A 14,901-nucleotide genomic window follows, 5' to 3' on the forward strand; every position below is an offset into this window, starting at 1 on the left:
AATGCACGCCAAATAAATTGCAGCGATGATCTAGATCTGTCGAGACGGTAGCGTTGTGAACGTTGGCGTAATTAAATGTGAAGCTCTGTAATTTTTTGTAAAAAGTAGGATTATTTACAAATGCTTAATTTACAGTCAGGTTTGTTGAATTGAGTCTGTGAGAACTGTGATGAAAAAAACTTCTAAGACATTTAGTTTTGTCGTCAACAAAGTATCGATCAGTGTATTGTGCAGTAGCCTGTGCGTGGCTTGCGGTGGAGGCGGAACTGCGGCAGCAACGGCAAGCAATCAAGCTACGAACGCGAATAGTAGCTGCTCCGTAACACAGTTAGAAAGTGAGATGAATAGTCAACTCGCGCAAATCAGCACTGATACTGATTTTTCCTTTGCTGTCGAACGTGAGGATGGGCGTCGTTATATGTACCAACGCGGGAGTTCACGTATGCAGACTTTATACGAATCCGCATCGACGTCAAAATTGGTCAGCGCAGTGATTATCTTGCGCCTGATTGAACAAGGTTATTTGAAATTGGACGACAAGCCGCAAGACCGTATCAACGCTTGGCCAATTGCAGCTGGGGCACCGTTAGCATCAATGAATCTGGCGAATCTACTCAGCTTCACATCTGGATTGACCGAAGAGCCTTTATGCATCAACGCGGGATTCATGAATTTTGAATCCTGTGTGAGCACGATTGCAAACTCAAATGCAAATAATCAAATCGTACCTGGCACGGAGTTTTATTACGCTAGCACGCACTTGCAAGTCGCTGGTTTAATGGCCATCAAAGCACGTGGCGTCGCTTCGTGGCAAGAAGTATTTGGCGAATTTAAGCAGCAAACGGGCCTGTTCAAAAATGCGAGTTACGACTTGCCATCACTTAACAATCCACGTCTCGCGGGTGGTATGCATTGGAGCGGTGAAGAGTATTTGGAGTTTTTATCTGCCCTGAAAAAAGGACGACTGTTAAATGCCGCATCGATGACACAATTACTGACCGATCGTACAGCCAATGCCAAACTGGTGTATTCGCCCGCGGCGGCTTTGGGTGAAGTTTGGCATTACGGTTTTGGCTCCTGGCATGAATGTCAAAGCAGCAGTTTTAACTGTGCAGCAGCGATGCGTATTTCCAGTCCAGGCGCGTATGGCGCTTATCCTTACTGGGATAGAAATAAGTCCTATGTTGGCATACTCGCGCGTCAGGGAGATTTAGGGACGTTCACTAAAGGCGTCGCCGTTGAGCGGGCGATACGGCCTAAAGTTGAGGCTTGGTTGGCTTGCTCTGGCTGACTAACTTGAATGCAGATAAAACCTTTAATTGAATTATTAATTACATGTGTTTTATGAATCGCGATTACTAATAGTTTACTAATACCAGTACTGAGCGGCCTATATTCAGCTTTTAACTCTTAACTTAAGCAAAGGATTTTAATATTAAATAAAATTTTTAAAAAGATATTATTTTTAGTAAATTTATGTTTTAATTCAGAGAATTAAGTAACGCTAACTTCCTTTGAATTAGAGATAGATTCAACAATGACTGCCCAGCCGCCAACAGAAGAGCTGAAAACGATCCTCGTTGAAAGCCCACTTTTTCGACCCGAAGTCACCGCTGCATTGGGCAACAATTGGATGGGTGCTATTCGTCTGGCTCAACCTATTTCTTCTTCGTTGATTGCTGGCATTGCACTGGCCGTTGCTATAGCGCTGATTGCCTTCCTCAGTTTGGGCAGTATGACTAAGAGGGCTCGAGTTACCGGCATTACCGTACCGACCGGTGGTAATATCAGCGTCGCCGCGCCTAATGCTGGCGTATTAACCCAAAGTCACATTAAAGAAGGCGATGTCGTACAGGCAGGACAAGTTTTATTTACTTTGTCGACCCAAAGACAAAACAGTCAAGGTGAAATCACCGCTTTGATCGCCAATCAGCTGCGCTCCAGACAAGATACCTTGACGACGGAACAGCGCTTGCGCGAGAGTGCAACACAAGAAAGAAAGCTGGCTTTGCAGCAAAGGCTTGCCAATCTCCAAGTCGAATCAGAGCAAATCGATCAAGAGATCCAGCTTGCGAAACGTCGCTTAAATTTATCCCAGCAAAGTATCGATAAATTCCAAACGTTACAAAATAGCGGATATGTGTCGGCAGCGCAGACTCAGCAAAAAATCGAAGAAAATATCGACCTCTCGACACGGCTAGGTAGTCTCCAGCGCAATAAGACCCAGTTGCAGGCCACTCAGGTTAGCGTCCAATCAGAAATGAATACGTTAGCGAATAGTCTCGCGACCGAGTTAGCTCAATTAAATCGAGCAAAAGCCGGTTTGCAACAAGAAATCGCAGAAAATGATAACCGTCATTCCAGCCAAATCGTAGCGCCTCAATCAGGCATGGTCACCGCTATCACCAACCAAACCGGACAAAACATCAATGGCGGACAAGTGCTGGCCACGCTAATTCCTGTGATGGATACGAAAGATGCAAACGAGGGACAAGCCTTAGAAGTGCATCTGTATGCACCAAGCAAAACCGCAGGCTTTGTGAATGTTGGGCAGCAAGTCCTCATACGCTACAACGCCTACCCCTACCAAAAATTTGGTTTACAAGCAGGCACGGTGATCGATGTGAGCAAAACACCGTTTGCGCCCAACGAGTTACCTCAACATCTTGCTAGTACCATCTTAAGCAATGCGCAGCAAAACATCTTGGGCTTTAACAGCAATGAAGCTTTGTACCGCATCAAAGTTCAACTGAGGCAGCAAACCATCAACGCCTATGGACAAGCGCAAATCATCAAGCCCGACATGACTTTAGAGGCAGACGTGGTGCAGGATAGACGCAAGATTTGGGAATGGATTATTGAGCCTGTGTTGGCAGTAGCAAAAAATGCTGTTCCGTGAAAAAGATGACCAGATGCAAGTGATCAAAACTTGCCAAGATTTGCAAGTGAGTGAGCACAAACCCACTCACCGCAAAAAACCGTATACAGGTCACTACACCTTGTACGGAGGCAGTAAAGCCTATCGGTATAGGATCGATAGGTTCAACTTAACCAAGTATAGGAGTAACACAAAATGCGTTTCATTACAAATGATGAGCTGGTATTGGTGTCTGGAGGCGTTTCAATGGCGGATGGAGATGGGAGTCAGTCCAGCATAATTCCAAGTGTGTGGGCATTGATTGGTAGTTGGTTTTCTGGATTGAGTGGAGGATCAAGTGGCTCTAGCGGTACCGGTGCAGTAGAGCCAGCTATTCAAAGTATCACAATTAGTGCACCTAGATGGACAGAAGCTGATGAAATTAAATATCAAATTGAGCAAGGATTGGCAAATATTCCTAACAGTGCGAATTGTCAATTTAATTATCAAATTAATCCCAGTTCAAGTACGATCAGTGCGTCAGTTACTGCTTCTGTGACGCCAAGCGGAACGGCAGGAACTTCGCAGACTACGCAATCGGCGACTCGAACTTGGAACTGTAAAAAGCCATAAATTGAGTAATAAGTGACTGCTAATTAATTTTTTTGAGTCAAAGTTTTAGTCACGTGCTATGGATGACGAAGTTTTTAAATTTAGACTTCTAGAAGCATCTTTGCTTGATACGAAGATGCTTCTTAATACTGTTTTATGAAAAACAATTATTTTAAATGTCACATGATTTAATCGGATATCAAAATGAACTTTAGATTTGTTGAACTTTTATCTTTAATGATCTTGATGTTGCCTTTTACTATTCGTGCCGATCAAGCATCAAGAATTGAATTTGTTCGTAGTAAATTGGCTCAAAATGAAAGTGCCATACTGATTGAAAAGGGTGCACAAATTATCATTGTAGGTGAAATTACTCCAGCATTAGCAGTGGCGTTTAAGAAAGGCATTTTAGAGGATAAAGAAATTAAGCTTGTTCGAGTCGATTCTCCTGGGGGGGATGTGGAAAGTGCATTAGCTCTTGCAAAGCTTATGAAAAATAATCATTTGAGTTTGATTGTAGATGGTAGATGTTTTTCTGCTTGTGCTAATTATTTGTTCCCTGCTGCTGTAAGCAAAACCGTATTGCCGGGTTCACTTGTTGCGATACACGAAAAGACTTTTTGGTATTTTGACTCTAAACGATTACAAAAAGTGGCATATTTAACATCAGGCGTTACTTCCCTATCACTATCGTCGATGGCAGCCCGAATTGATTTCGAAAAAATAAGGCAAAAAGAAACAGCTTTTCTTAAAGAATTGGTGATCAACCAAGATCTTCATACTTCGTTTTTAAATTTTTTATCGAGTAGAGAAGAATTTCTTGGACGAGGGCAAATGCATCGAATGTTTTCTCCCATAAGTTGTCGCGAAATTCGTGTATGGGGATTAAATGAACATCAGCTTGCTTCTATGGGAGTCAAAGGAATTCGAAGCTTTTGGTTCCCAAGTAATGTCGAAGAAAAAAATATGCTCTATAAGTATTTTAAACTCCCGCTTGGCTCCATTTATTTTGGAGAAAGATCGGACTTGTTGAAGAGTTGCACGCTGAATAATTATTTGTATCGTAATCTATATGACGTAAATATTTGAGATGAGTATTTGCCATCAGAAATTTATGGAAGTGAAATGTGTACTTTGTTTTTACGGATACAAAATGAATGCTAGGAAACTTATTTTATCCATTCTTTGGGTCAAAAGAATTTAACCGATTTATACCGTCAAAAGTGGAGTATCACGGTAATTGTTGAAGGCTCGACTAAGAAATAGGAATCAGTTTTAATAATCAAGACAAAGTGTTCTATTTGGGCACTTTGTTTCTTAAATTCACACAAAATGAAATCACTAATCCTCTTTTTAGTATGTAATTTTTACATACTTGATTGTTATAGCTTAGAAGGCAAAGATTTACAGGTAAAAGCGCCATTAACCATAGAAGGAAATGTCGATAAAAAATTCTCAAAAAAGATACTAGCCTATGTGAAAGCTGGTGGCAGATCAATTATTGTTAATTCATATGGTGGGAATGCACTTTATGGACAAGAAATTGCCTTGTTTTTGATGAATAAGCGAGTATCTGTGACGGTCGATAAATACTGTTTTTCTGCTTGTGCAAATTATTTATTTTTGTCTGGATATCAGAAAAATATACGTGAAGGCTCGATACTTGGGTTTCATGGTGCATTTGATCCAAATGCCTTGTCAGCGTCAATGTTAGATAAAAAGAATAGAGGAAATAGGAGCATAGAGTTATTGGTTTCGAATGAAAAGAAATTCCGAAAAGAAATTGGAATAGATTTGGGTTTCTTAAATCGCTCATTTGATTTGGTAAAAAATGACAATAATTTTTATGAAGTAACAGTTTTTGGAAAACAAACTGTACGGAAAGTATTTCCAGTCGAGCAGAAGCAGGAATCTGCTGAATTTATTGCAGACTTCTTAGCGCTAAATCCTAAGGGGAAGTGGAGTGTACGTTTATTTAACGAGGCAGCATTAAAAAGTGTCTACTTTCCTAGCAAGGAATCGTTAATAAATTACGGTGTATCAGGTATCGAAAATTATCCATACCCTAAGAGCCAAAAAGACCTTGATGATATGGCGAAACGACTTGATTCGGAATTGAAGATTGTGGGGGAATTTAAAACTTTCGAAGAAGAAAAGAAATAATGTTTTCAATTCTCCAAACCGAATCCTCAGAATGCGGCCTTGCCTGCCTGGCTATGGTCGCTAGCCATTTTGGTCATCACACTGATTTGGCCGATTTACGCCGTCAATTCTCCATCAGCTTAAAAGGTGCAACGCTGGCGCAATTGATGCGGCATGCCTCTGCTATGCATCTTAATTCTCGTCCATTGCGATTGGAACTCGATGAAATGGCAGAGTTAGCTTTGCCCTGTATTTTGCACTGGAATTTGAATCACTTTGTGGTGCTCAAAAAGCTCAAAAAAGATCTGCGTGGTCGCATCACTTTGATCTTGCTCGACCCAGCGGTGGGTGAGCGTAAAGTCTCTTTGGAAGAGGCTTCTCAGCATTTCACCGGCGTGGCATTAGAGTTGAGCCCTAGTCCTGAATTCAAAGCCAAGGACGAGCGTAAGCAAGTTAATTTGCGTGATCTGACGGGGCCGATTATCGGATTGCGTCGTGCGATTGTGCAAGTGCTTGCTTTGGCATTTGCCTTGGAGATTTTTGCGATTGTTGCACCTTTGTTTAATCAGTTTGTGATTGATGATGTGATTGTCAGCGGTGATCGCGAGTTGTTAGTTGTTCTGGTATTTGGCTTCGCATTATTGATGGTGACGCAGACTGCAATTGGTCTGGCGCGTAGTTGGTTTTTGATGCGCTGGAGTATGGATGTGAGTATGCAATGGTCGGCGCGCGTGTTGGCACATCTGGTGCGTTTACCTGTCAGTTATTTTGAAAAGCGACATTTGGGCGATGTGGTTTCACGTTTTGGTAGCATAGGTGCGATTCAAGGCACTTTAACCAGTATGTTTTTGGAAACCGCTTTAGACGGTTTAATGGTGCTCATGGCACTCGGCATGATGGTGATGTATAGCGTGAAGCTAACTTTGCTGGTGGTAGCCGCGGTGTTTATTTATGCGTTGTTGCGCTGGGCGTTTTATCAACCGTTTCGCGAAGCATCACAAGAGCGTCTGGTTTTATCAGCAAAAGAAAGTAGTCACTTTTTAGAAACGATGCGCGCGATCACGCCTTTGAAATTATTTGGACGAGAAACCGAGCGTTTAGCGCGTTGGCAAAATTTAAAAATAGACGTGCAGAATCGCGATATTAAAACGCAGAAGATGTCGATACTGTTTAGCGTAAGTAATACCTTTATCTTTGGTATTCAGGGCTTGTTATTGTTTTATATCGGTGCGGGATTAGTGATGCAGAACGCACTCACGGTCGGTATGTTGATGGCATTTTCTAGTTATGCGGGTACCTTTACAGGCCGTATTTCTAACTTAATTGGCTTGTTTGTCAGTTACAAAATGCTGAGTATGCACAGCGAACGTCTGGCAGATATTGTGTTGGAAGAGGCAGAAAAAGAGTCGCTTGTAGAGACCGATGTGTCGAGAATACAGACGAGTATCACAATAAAGAATGTCAAATTTCGTTATGCTGATGGTGAGCCTTGGGTATTGAATGGGGTGGACTTAACGATCCCTGCAGGACAAAGCATCGCTTTAGTTGGGCCTTCTGGCTGCGGTAAAACGACTTTGTGCAAGATCATCTTAGGCTTGTTAAAACCAACCGAGGGTGAAGTCTTGATCGATAATATCCCGATCACGCAACTTGGTTTAAAGACCTACCGTCAGTTAGTCGGAACCGTGATGCAAGAGGATGTTTTGCTGGCGGGATCGATCAGCGACAATATCGCTTTTTTTGATAGTCATAGTAATCAGACGCAGGTCGAGCAATGCGCACAAGCCGCTGCGATTCATCACGATATCGTGACCATGCCTATGGGTTATCAGACCTTGGTCGGTGATATGGGAAGTAGCTTATCCGGTGGGCAAAAGCAACGGGTTTTATTAGCCCGGGCTTTGTATAAACAACCTAGAATTCTCGCGCTGGATGAAGCGACTAGTCACCTCGATATTGAGAATGAAAACAAGGTAAATCAGGCGCTGGCGCAATTGTCTTTAACGCGCATTATGGTGGCGCACAGACCGGAAACAATTAATGCCGCCGAGCGTGTTGTGATGTTGAAAGAGGGACGTGCAATTGAAGTTCGTGCTACTGTGAATTTGGACGCGGCGACGGTTTGTAGTGAGTTAGTCGCCTAGATTGCTGGGTCTGCTTTATTTGGAAGTGGGCAGTCTAACGAATTTGCTGCTCTTTGTTCATGATCCTACTCACGATTGATAGCGTTCATTCTGCCTGTCTAAAAAACGACCATTTCGTTTGGCGCTGACCTCACCATCTGCCAGAGCAATCGCACCATTCACTAGTACCCAATGAATGCCAGTGGCAGCTTGTTTAGGTGAAGCAAAAGTGGCTTGGTCAGAGATCGTGGCTGGATCAAATACCACCAGATCTGCCCAGCAATTGAGCGCGATCCGTCCGCGTCGTTTTAAACCGAAATGATCGGCGGAGAGTGTGGTCATGCGGCGTACCGCTTCGGCTAGGGTGAATAATTTTTTCTCACGACTGTAGTGACCTAACACACGTGGGAATGCTCCCCATAGACGTGGGTGTGGATGGCTGTCATGTGGTAACCCATCCGAACCTATCATCGTATGTGGATAGCTTAAAACACGTTCTACGTCATCTTCACGCATTTGAAAATACACCGCACCGGCAGGATGTAAGCGTCGTGCAGCTTCTTTTTGATCGACCTGCCATTCGGCTGCGATGTCTGCCAAATCACGTCCTTGCATTTCTGGATACGGCTGTGAAAAGCTGATCATGATGCGGATCACGCCATCAACATAATCGGGATCAAGTACCGTGGAGCCTGCGGTGTAGGGATAGGCGTCGAGGCCGACTGCTTGCGTTTTTCGACGTTCGGTAACATAGGCCAAGGTTTCTGTGGTGCGTCCCCAGTTCGCGGGTCCTGCGCATTTGTGATGCGATAGGATGACGGGTAATTGCGCTTCTTTACCCGCGTCACATGCTTCGGCTAAGGCATCGAGTACGCCATTGTATTCGTCGCGAATATGCGAGGTGTACACGCCACCTGCGGCCGCACTGATTTTGGCTAAGGCGATGACTTCAGTATTGTCCGCCGCTTTGCTAGTCTGATAGAACAAGCCGGAGCTAAACCCCAAAGCGCCGGCATGCATGCCTTCGGCTAACAGGTCTTGCATGACTTTGATTTCTTCGGCATTCGCACCGCGATTCAGATCGGCGACGGCATTCACGCGTAGAGTTGAATGTCCAATTAACATGCCGACGTTGACTGCTGGCTGTGCTTGCTTCACGGCCTTGGCATAGTCTTGAACGCTAGGGTAGCGGTAATCTTTTTGCGTTCCAATTAAGCTTAACGGTGCGGGCGGTATTTTATTTGCGAGCCATGGTGACAAGCTGATGCCGCAGTTGCCGGTGATGACGGTGGTCACGCCTTGCGTCAGTTTTGGTAGCATCGTTGGCGCATCCAAAACTTCTCTGTCGTCGTGGGTGTGGACGTCAATGAAGCCGGGGGCAACCGCCAAGCCAGTAGCATCGAGAATTTCATAGCCATCCAAACTGAGCGCTGGTGCAATCGCAACGATCTTTTGATCGGCGATCGCGATGTCTGCACGATACGGCGCAGTGCCGCTGCCATCGATGACGTCAGCGTTGCGGATGATGATGTCGAAGGTTGGCTTAGTCATGGCTGTTGTAGGACGGGTGTAGCCCGCGCTGTAGTTAATAAAGTTCGGCGGCGCGGGTTTTACCCGCACCACAGTTTAGAAAAAAGTATTGATGGCGGATTGCACTTGGTAATCATCATCGATTACCAAAATCACAGGCCATTTATCAAAGGTTGTGCACGGATGTGATATGCCACAAGCAATCAGATCGCCGACTTGCAGAGTTTCGCAGATTGGACTGTCTTTCGGGAAGCGTAAATACGCGTGCTGATCATTCATTTTTTCGATCTTGCAGCCTGCGGGTAAATCGAGTGGCGCGGATGTGCTGCCAGGTCGGTGCGTTTGTACTGGAAAAGGCAAATCGATATCGTAAGAGGCATCGCGTTTGCCCATGGTCAGAATAGCGAGATCTGGCTCAGGGCGCGATTGCACCATGCTCCAGACTTCTAAGGCCGGACGGAGATTGTCAACTTCAACCACGCTTTCACGCGACTGCATCTCGTGCAGTAAGTGATTGTAGAAGCCATGGTCATGCGTCACATAGCAGCCACTACGTAGTATCGAAGTGACAGGGCGCGAGAGCTGCAAAGTTTGCTCAAAACCACGCCCAACCAAATCAAAATACGCTGAACCGCCAGCCGATAACAAGATATGCTCGCCGCCAAATAAACCCTCTGTATCGGCCTGCTGCGTGAGTGTGATCAAATCATTGATAAACGCTTTGACGGCGACCAAATCTTGATCTCTGTGCTTGCCGACTAATAGACCTTCGTAACCCTCTATACCTGCCAGTTGTAAATAAGGGCTTTGGTGAATCGCACGTGCGACAGCTAAGGCATCTGCCTGGCTACGGCAGCCAGTACGACCGCCAGCGAAGCCTAACTCGACCAACAGGGGAAGAGGGCGATCTAAGCCCGCCGCTTGGACTTGCTCGGCCATGCGTTGCACGCCATCAAGCGAATCAGTGAGTGCGAAAAATTCAAAAGCAGCATCAGCTTTCATTAACGCCAGTACTGCTTGTGTATCACTGCGACTGATGAGTTGATTTGCCAGCAGCACGCGTCTTACGCCAAAACGATGAGCGATCAAAGTTTGGTTGACAGTAGCGAGCGTAATTCCCCAAGCGCCATTTTTTAATTGCATGTCAAAAAGCTGTGGCGACATCGTGGTCTTACCATGAGGAGCGAGCACGACTTTCATGGTGTCGCAGAATTTTTTCATCCATTGCAGATTGTGTTGTAAGGCTGATTGTTTCAGCACAGCGACCGGAAAACTGGTGTCGGCGTTCAACACGTTCCATTGTTGTTGGGCGATGTTTTGTTGTTGCAAAGGCTGGGTTAATGCTAGGCCTTTGGTGCCGGGTAACAAGGTTTGCTGAGCTAGTGTGCTGAGATTTAACATGATGCTTACATAAAAAATGAGAGAGATTATTTCCAACTACTGATTTTGTGCCCTTTGAGCGCATAGAACAAGATCATCGCATAACAAGGCAACATCACCCAGTAAGCGTTTTGTGCACCGCTGCTATCGGAGAAGTGACCGTAAGCCATAGGCAAAATCGCACCGCCTGCAATACCCATAATCAGCAAGGCAGAACCTGCCGCAGTGTATTTGCCTAAACCTTCGAGCGCGAGAGGCCAAACCGCAGGCCAGACCAGCGCGTTGGCGAAGCCCAACATGGCAAGGAACATCACCGAATTTGGTACCACTGGAACTCCAGTCCAGCCGACTAAGGCTTGTGCAATACCGCTATCTGCGGATGAACTATTGATGACACCAAGGACAAAAATCAAACCGCATACCGCCGACAAAATAAGCGCATTTTTTTGCGATAAGAACTTTGGAATTGCGACTGCGCCCAGCAAATAACCCAAAACCATAAAACCCATAGTATATGAAGTGAGTTTCAAAAAGTGTTGCACACCCAGATGTTGTCCATACAGACCAATCGTGTCGCCCGCGATGACTTCGACACCGACATATGCGAATAAGGTGAGCGCACCCAAAACTAACTGTGGAAATTGCAGAACCCCAAAGCGAGTTGTGCTGCTTTGATCTTCGTCTTGTAAATCCAAATCAGGCAAAGAAGAAAAATGGATGATCGCCATAAAGATCACCAAACCGATTGCCATTACGATATAGGGGGTCACTAGGCGTGATGCTAGGTCAGCACGCAAAGCATCACGCGCGATTTGATCCATGGCTGCCAGTGCAGCGGTGGAAGTTGAGGATTGATCGATACCAGACAGAATCAACGCAGTGAAGACCATAGGCACCACGATGCCCGCGCCCTTATTGAACAAACCCATAATACTGATACGCATCGCTGCACTCTCGCGTGAACCTATGCAAACGATGTAAGGATTAATCGCGGTTTGCATTAAGGTCATACCGGTTGCGAGTGTGAATAATGCGAGTAAAAACAGACCGTAGTAACTGGTTTTTGCTGCAGGAATAAACATCAAAGCACCTACAGCCATGACACCGAGACTGGCGGTCATACCGTTTTTGTAGCCTATGCGGCTGAGCACAGCGGCTGATGGTAGTGCCATCACTGTGTAGGCGATGTAGAAGGCGAACGTGACCCAGAGCGCTTGGAAATCGTTGAGGTTACAAACGATTTTGAGGAAGGGGATGAGTGAGCCGTTGAGCCAGGTAACGAAGCCTAGGATGAAGAAGAGTAGGGCGATGAAGAACATGGCGACTACGACTTGCTTTTTGGATTGTGATGCTGGTGCGTTGTTGGTCATGGTTTTTCCGTTTTTTGTCTATTGCTCTCGGTGAGTTGAGAGTGTCTCTTTTGGTTTGTTTGAATCTTATTTCTCTTTATCGTTTGTTTTGACTTTGTTGCTGTCTTCTCTGTTGCTCGTCGTTTAGTAGGTCGGGGGTAGCCCGACAGCTAGTTACCTTTTTTGCTTCGCAAAAAAAGGTAACCCAAAAAAGGCGACCACTCTGCCACTGGCCTTCGGCTTCCCAATTGTGCGGGACAAAAAATGGGAAAGTGTTGAAACTTGCCTTCGGCTCAGACAGCAACACTTTCTTTATCCATTTTCTGTCCCGCAAAATTGGCAGTGTCAGAAGTGGATAAAGATCAAAATCAACTACAACACCAAAAGCAACAGCAACAGCAAAACAATCAGTACCGACGGACGTTTATTCTTCTAATAGCAGTTGTTGGTCGTTGTTTTTGATTTTGTTTTTGACCCACCCCCGTTAGAGACGATGTAATTTGTGCTTCACAGAAAATGGATAAGAAAGTGTCGTTGTCTGAGCGTAGCGAGTTTCGACACTTTCCCATTTTTTGTGAAGCACAAATTATGCTGAAGCGTAGCGTAAGCACCCGTAGGGCGAGTCTACGGTCGCCTTTTTTGGATTACCTTTTTTGGCGAAGCAAAAAAGGTAATTGGCTGTCGGGCCACACCCGACCAATAGACCAATCAGCAAAACCAAAACGTAAATGAAGTAACCAACTATTCAATCAATCAAAAAAAACACACAAACAAAACAAAAAACCTAAATCTCCTCCTGCGTCAACTCCCGAGCAAATACCTGATTCCCAGCCATCAATCCCCCATCCACAGGCAACACCACCCCAGTAATCACTCGAGCTGCATCTGAAGCCAGAAACATCACCGCATCAGCAATATCCTCAGGCGTCGCAAAATCCCGCAGCGGATACCACTTCTTCAAATCCTCAAATACTTGCGGATTCTTGTCCGCACGGGCTTGCCAAGCTTGGGTCTTTACCGTGCCAGGGCAAACCATATTCGCTCTTATGCCAAACTTGCCGAACTCCATCGCCAGTGCTTTGGTATAGCTGATCAAACCGGCTTTCGCAACGCTATACGCAGGATGGCCAAACGAAGTCATGCCATTGACGCTGCCGATAATCACGATGTTGCCTTTGCCAGCTTGTTGCATTCCGGCGCGGACTGCTTCGACAGTATGGAAGGTCCCATTCAGATTGAGATCCATATCTAGCTTCCAGCTTTCTTCGGTCGTGCTTTGTAGCGTCAAAGCCTGCGCTGCGCCAGCGTTAGCGACTAAGACATTTACCTCGCCGTGTGTTGCTACTACGGTGCTTAGAGCTAGTTTGAGCTGGCTGGCATTAGTGATATCGGCTACCACCGCACTGCACTTATCCGCGCCTAGTTGTGCGACCAATTCGTCTAATTGCGTCGCTTCGCGGTCTTGCGCAAAGACGTGATCTCCAGCATTCACAAACGCCTGGCAGAGTGCGCGACCGATGCCGCCGCAGGCGCCGGTGATGAGGATATTGCGTGCCACTTTAGTTGTCATTTACGTGTTTCCCTTTAAAGTCTTGGCCAGATGATCGAGCTGATATTGCGGTAACAAGCCATAGTTGTAAAACGCAAAATCCTTGATGCCTAATGCTTGTATGCCAGCGATCGCAGCGCCTAATTCCGCACCTTGATTCAAGTCAGGCAGACCTGGTCGTAATATGGCACGTACTTTTTCTGGATTACCGATTTGACGTAGACTTTCCCAGGCGTCGGCAATTGCACGATTGGCGTTAGGTTCGTAGAAAGGGATTTCGATATAGTCTGCCACTTCGGATAGAGCCTTAAGATCACTGCCTTCTGTCCAGCAAGCAGAAGTGGGTCTTTGTACCGTCGGGATGACGGCGAGTTGACAGCTCGCTGGAATCGCTGCGCGAATTTCCGTAACTAATTGGGTGACACGATCCTGACGCAGGCAAATAAATGCCAGCAAATCTGCATCGCTTAACAGATCTGATTGCGTCCAACTAGCCGCTTGATCTGCGTTGGCATCGGCGGGTAAAGCCAGATAGTTTTTAATGTTGTCTTGAATACGTGTTTGCAATGCATCGATGTGTATGTCTTTTTCTTTTGCCGCAGTTTTGCAAGCATCACAAAAACACATGCCTAACATATTGTCTAACCAAGCGTTCGTGGCGACTTGAGCGAACTCGTGATGATAGCCATGGCCATACGGTTGCCAACCTGGCGATTCCAACACAATACTACTGAGTGCATGTTGATGGGTGAGATCTGCGCATAGATTGACAGCGTAGTCGAACACATCTGACTGCATGGGGCATAGGCTATACACGTAGCCATCACCAAACGCATTTTTTACGGTGTATTCGGGAAAAGCGATACCGAGACGGGTGTTATGCAAGAGCACCGTCCAGCCATGCACTTTGACTCTGCCATCGCTTAATAGCGCTGGTAATATTCCGCGAATCGAATCATCGCTATGCGCTTGTGGCTTGATGTCGCCATAACGGCTCAAATCAGGATCGAAGTAGGTGACACCATCTTCAGGAAAGATGACACAGGGTGGCTTTTTTGCATGTGGACGGATAAATTTACCAGCATGATAAGCAGTCGCCAAAGTGACATCGGTGATGCCCATGGCGAGCACTTCGTCAACAAATCGCGTAACGCCGATGTCGGCGATATCCCATGCGTAAGTGTAGAGTGAGCGGTAAGCTGGCATTGTTATGGCATCCTTGAAAAAAACGCTAGTGCTACAACACGATAGGGTGCATTGCCCTTACCGTATTCCAAAAAACTGACTTATTCAGTTCAGGTTTATCTCGAATTTGATCCTTCGACCGTCCTGAATAAATTCCAATAAAATTAGATTGCA

General features: G+C 45.6%; 11 protein-coding genes. 6 read left to right on the forward strand and 5 right to left on the reverse strand.

The window, feature by feature from the left end; genetic code table 11:
• The first annotated feature begins 169 nt into the window (after nt 1–169).
• From ACO0KW_RS14955 to ACO0KW_RS14980, 6 genes are all read left to right on the forward strand, one after another.
• Nucleotides 170–1,291: a serine hydrolase gene (locus ACO0KW_RS14955; RefSeq protein ID WP_423054063.1), complete on the forward strand. Its 1,122-nt coding sequence runs from the start codon at nt 170–172 to the stop codon at nt 1,289–1,291.
• Between the two features lie 246 nt (nt 1,292–1,537).
• Entirely contained in the window at nt 1,538–2,899 is a 1,362-nt protein-coding gene (locus tag ACO0KW_RS14960; protein ID WP_423054064.1) for an HlyD family secretion protein, read from the forward strand.
• A gap of 174 nt (nt 2,900–3,073) precedes the next feature.
• Nucleotides 3,074–3,490, forward strand: coding sequence for a hypothetical protein (locus ACO0KW_RS14965; protein ID WP_423054065.1), 417 nt, complete (start codon nt 3,074–3,076; stop codon nt 3,488–3,490).
• A gap of 183 nt (nt 3,491–3,673) precedes the next feature.
• Entirely contained in the window at nt 3,674–4,558 is an 885-nt protein-coding gene (locus ACO0KW_RS14970) for a hypothetical protein (protein WP_423054066.1), read from the forward strand.
• 243 nt (nt 4,559–4,801) lie between these two features.
• The gene (locus ACO0KW_RS14975) at nt 4,802–5,632 is read left to right on the forward strand and encodes a hypothetical protein (RefSeq protein ID WP_423054068.1); all 831 of its coding nucleotides are present in this window, start codon (nt 4,802–4,804) and stop codon (nt 5,630–5,632) included.
• Nucleotides 5,632–7,755 (forward strand): peptidase domain-containing ABC transporter, encoded by a 2,124-nt coding sequence (locus ACO0KW_RS14980; RefSeq protein WP_423054069.1) that lies wholly within the window; start codon nt 5,632–5,634, stop codon nt 7,753–7,755. The genes ACO0KW_RS14975 and ACO0KW_RS14980 overlap by 1 nt, the downstream gene beginning before the upstream one ends.
• Nucleotides 7,756–7,824: 69 nt before the next feature.
• Here the strand turns inward: ACO0KW_RS14980 and ACO0KW_RS14985 are convergent, their stop codons facing one another.
• The 5 genes from ACO0KW_RS14985 to ACO0KW_RS15005 form a co-directional block, all read right to left on the reverse strand.
• A complete protein-coding gene (locus ACO0KW_RS14985; protein WP_423054070.1) occupies nt 7,825–9,285 on the reverse strand; it encodes an N-acyl-D-amino-acid deacylase family protein in 1,461 nt (486 codons plus the stop codon).
• A 75-nt stretch (nt 9,286–9,360) separates the two neighbouring features.
• Nucleotides 9,361–10,665 (reverse strand): amino acid deaminase, encoded by a 1,305-nt coding sequence (locus ACO0KW_RS14990; protein WP_423054071.1) that lies wholly within the window; start codon nt 10,663–10,665, stop codon nt 9,361–9,363.
• Between the two features lie 26 nt (nt 10,666–10,691).
• A complete protein-coding gene (locus ACO0KW_RS14995) occupies nt 10,692–12,014 on the reverse strand; it encodes a sugar MFS transporter (RefSeq protein ID WP_423054072.1) in 1,323 nt (440 codons plus the stop codon).
• 763 nt (nt 12,015–12,777) lie between these two features.
• Nucleotides 12,778–13,551, reverse strand: coding sequence for an SDR family oxidoreductase (locus tag ACO0KW_RS15000; RefSeq protein ID WP_423054675.1), 774 nt, complete (start codon nt 13,549–13,551; stop codon nt 12,778–12,780).
• Nucleotides 13,552–13,563: 12 nt separating this feature from the next.
• Nucleotides 13,564–14,748 carry a hypothetical protein gene (locus ACO0KW_RS15005; protein ID WP_423054073.1) on the reverse strand — a complete coding sequence of 395 codons (1,185 nt, stop codon included), beginning with the start codon at nt 14,746–14,748 and terminating at the stop codon, nt 13,564–13,566.
• Nucleotides 14,749–14,901 lie beyond the last annotated feature (153 nt).

This window comes from Undibacterium sp. Ji22W, from assembly GCF_049340305.1.
GTDB lineage: Bacteria > Pseudomonadota > Gammaproteobacteria > Burkholderiales > Burkholderiaceae_D > Undibacterium.

Coding starts and splice junctions, on each gene's coding strand:
- ACO0KW_RS14955 (WP_423054063.1), top strand. CDS start 170: ATGAAAAAAACTTCTAAGACATTTAGTTTTGTCGTCAACAAAGTATCG.
- ACO0KW_RS14960 (WP_423054064.1), top strand. CDS start 1,538: ATGACTGCCCAGCCGCCAACAGAAGAGCTGAAAACGATCCTCGTTGAA.
- ACO0KW_RS14965 (WP_423054065.1), top strand. CDS start 3,074: ATGCGTTTCATTACAAATGATGAGCTGGTATTGGTGTCTGGAGGCGTT.
- ACO0KW_RS14970 (WP_423054066.1), top strand. CDS start 3,674: ATGAACTTTAGATTTGTTGAACTTTTATCTTTAATGATCTTGATGTTG.
- ACO0KW_RS14975 (WP_423054068.1), top strand. CDS start 4,802: ATGAAATCACTAATCCTCTTTTTAGTATGTAATTTTTACATACTTGAT.
- ACO0KW_RS14980 (WP_423054069.1), top strand. CDS start 5,632: ATGTTTTCAATTCTCCAAACCGAATCCTCAGAATGCGGCCTTGCCTGC.
- ACO0KW_RS14985 (WP_423054070.1), bottom strand. CDS start 9,285: ATGACTAAGCCAACCTTCGACATCATCATCCGCAACGCTGACGTCATC.
- ACO0KW_RS14990 (WP_423054071.1), bottom strand. CDS start 10,665: ATGTTAAATCTCAGCACACTAGCTCAGCAAACCTTGTTACCCGGCACC.
- ACO0KW_RS14995 (WP_423054072.1), bottom strand. CDS start 12,014: ATGACCAACAACGCACCAGCATCACAATCCAAAAAGCAAGTCGTAGTC.
- ACO0KW_RS15005 (WP_423054073.1), bottom strand. CDS start 14,748: ATGCCAGCTTACCGCTCACTCTACACTTACGCATGGGATATCGCCGAC.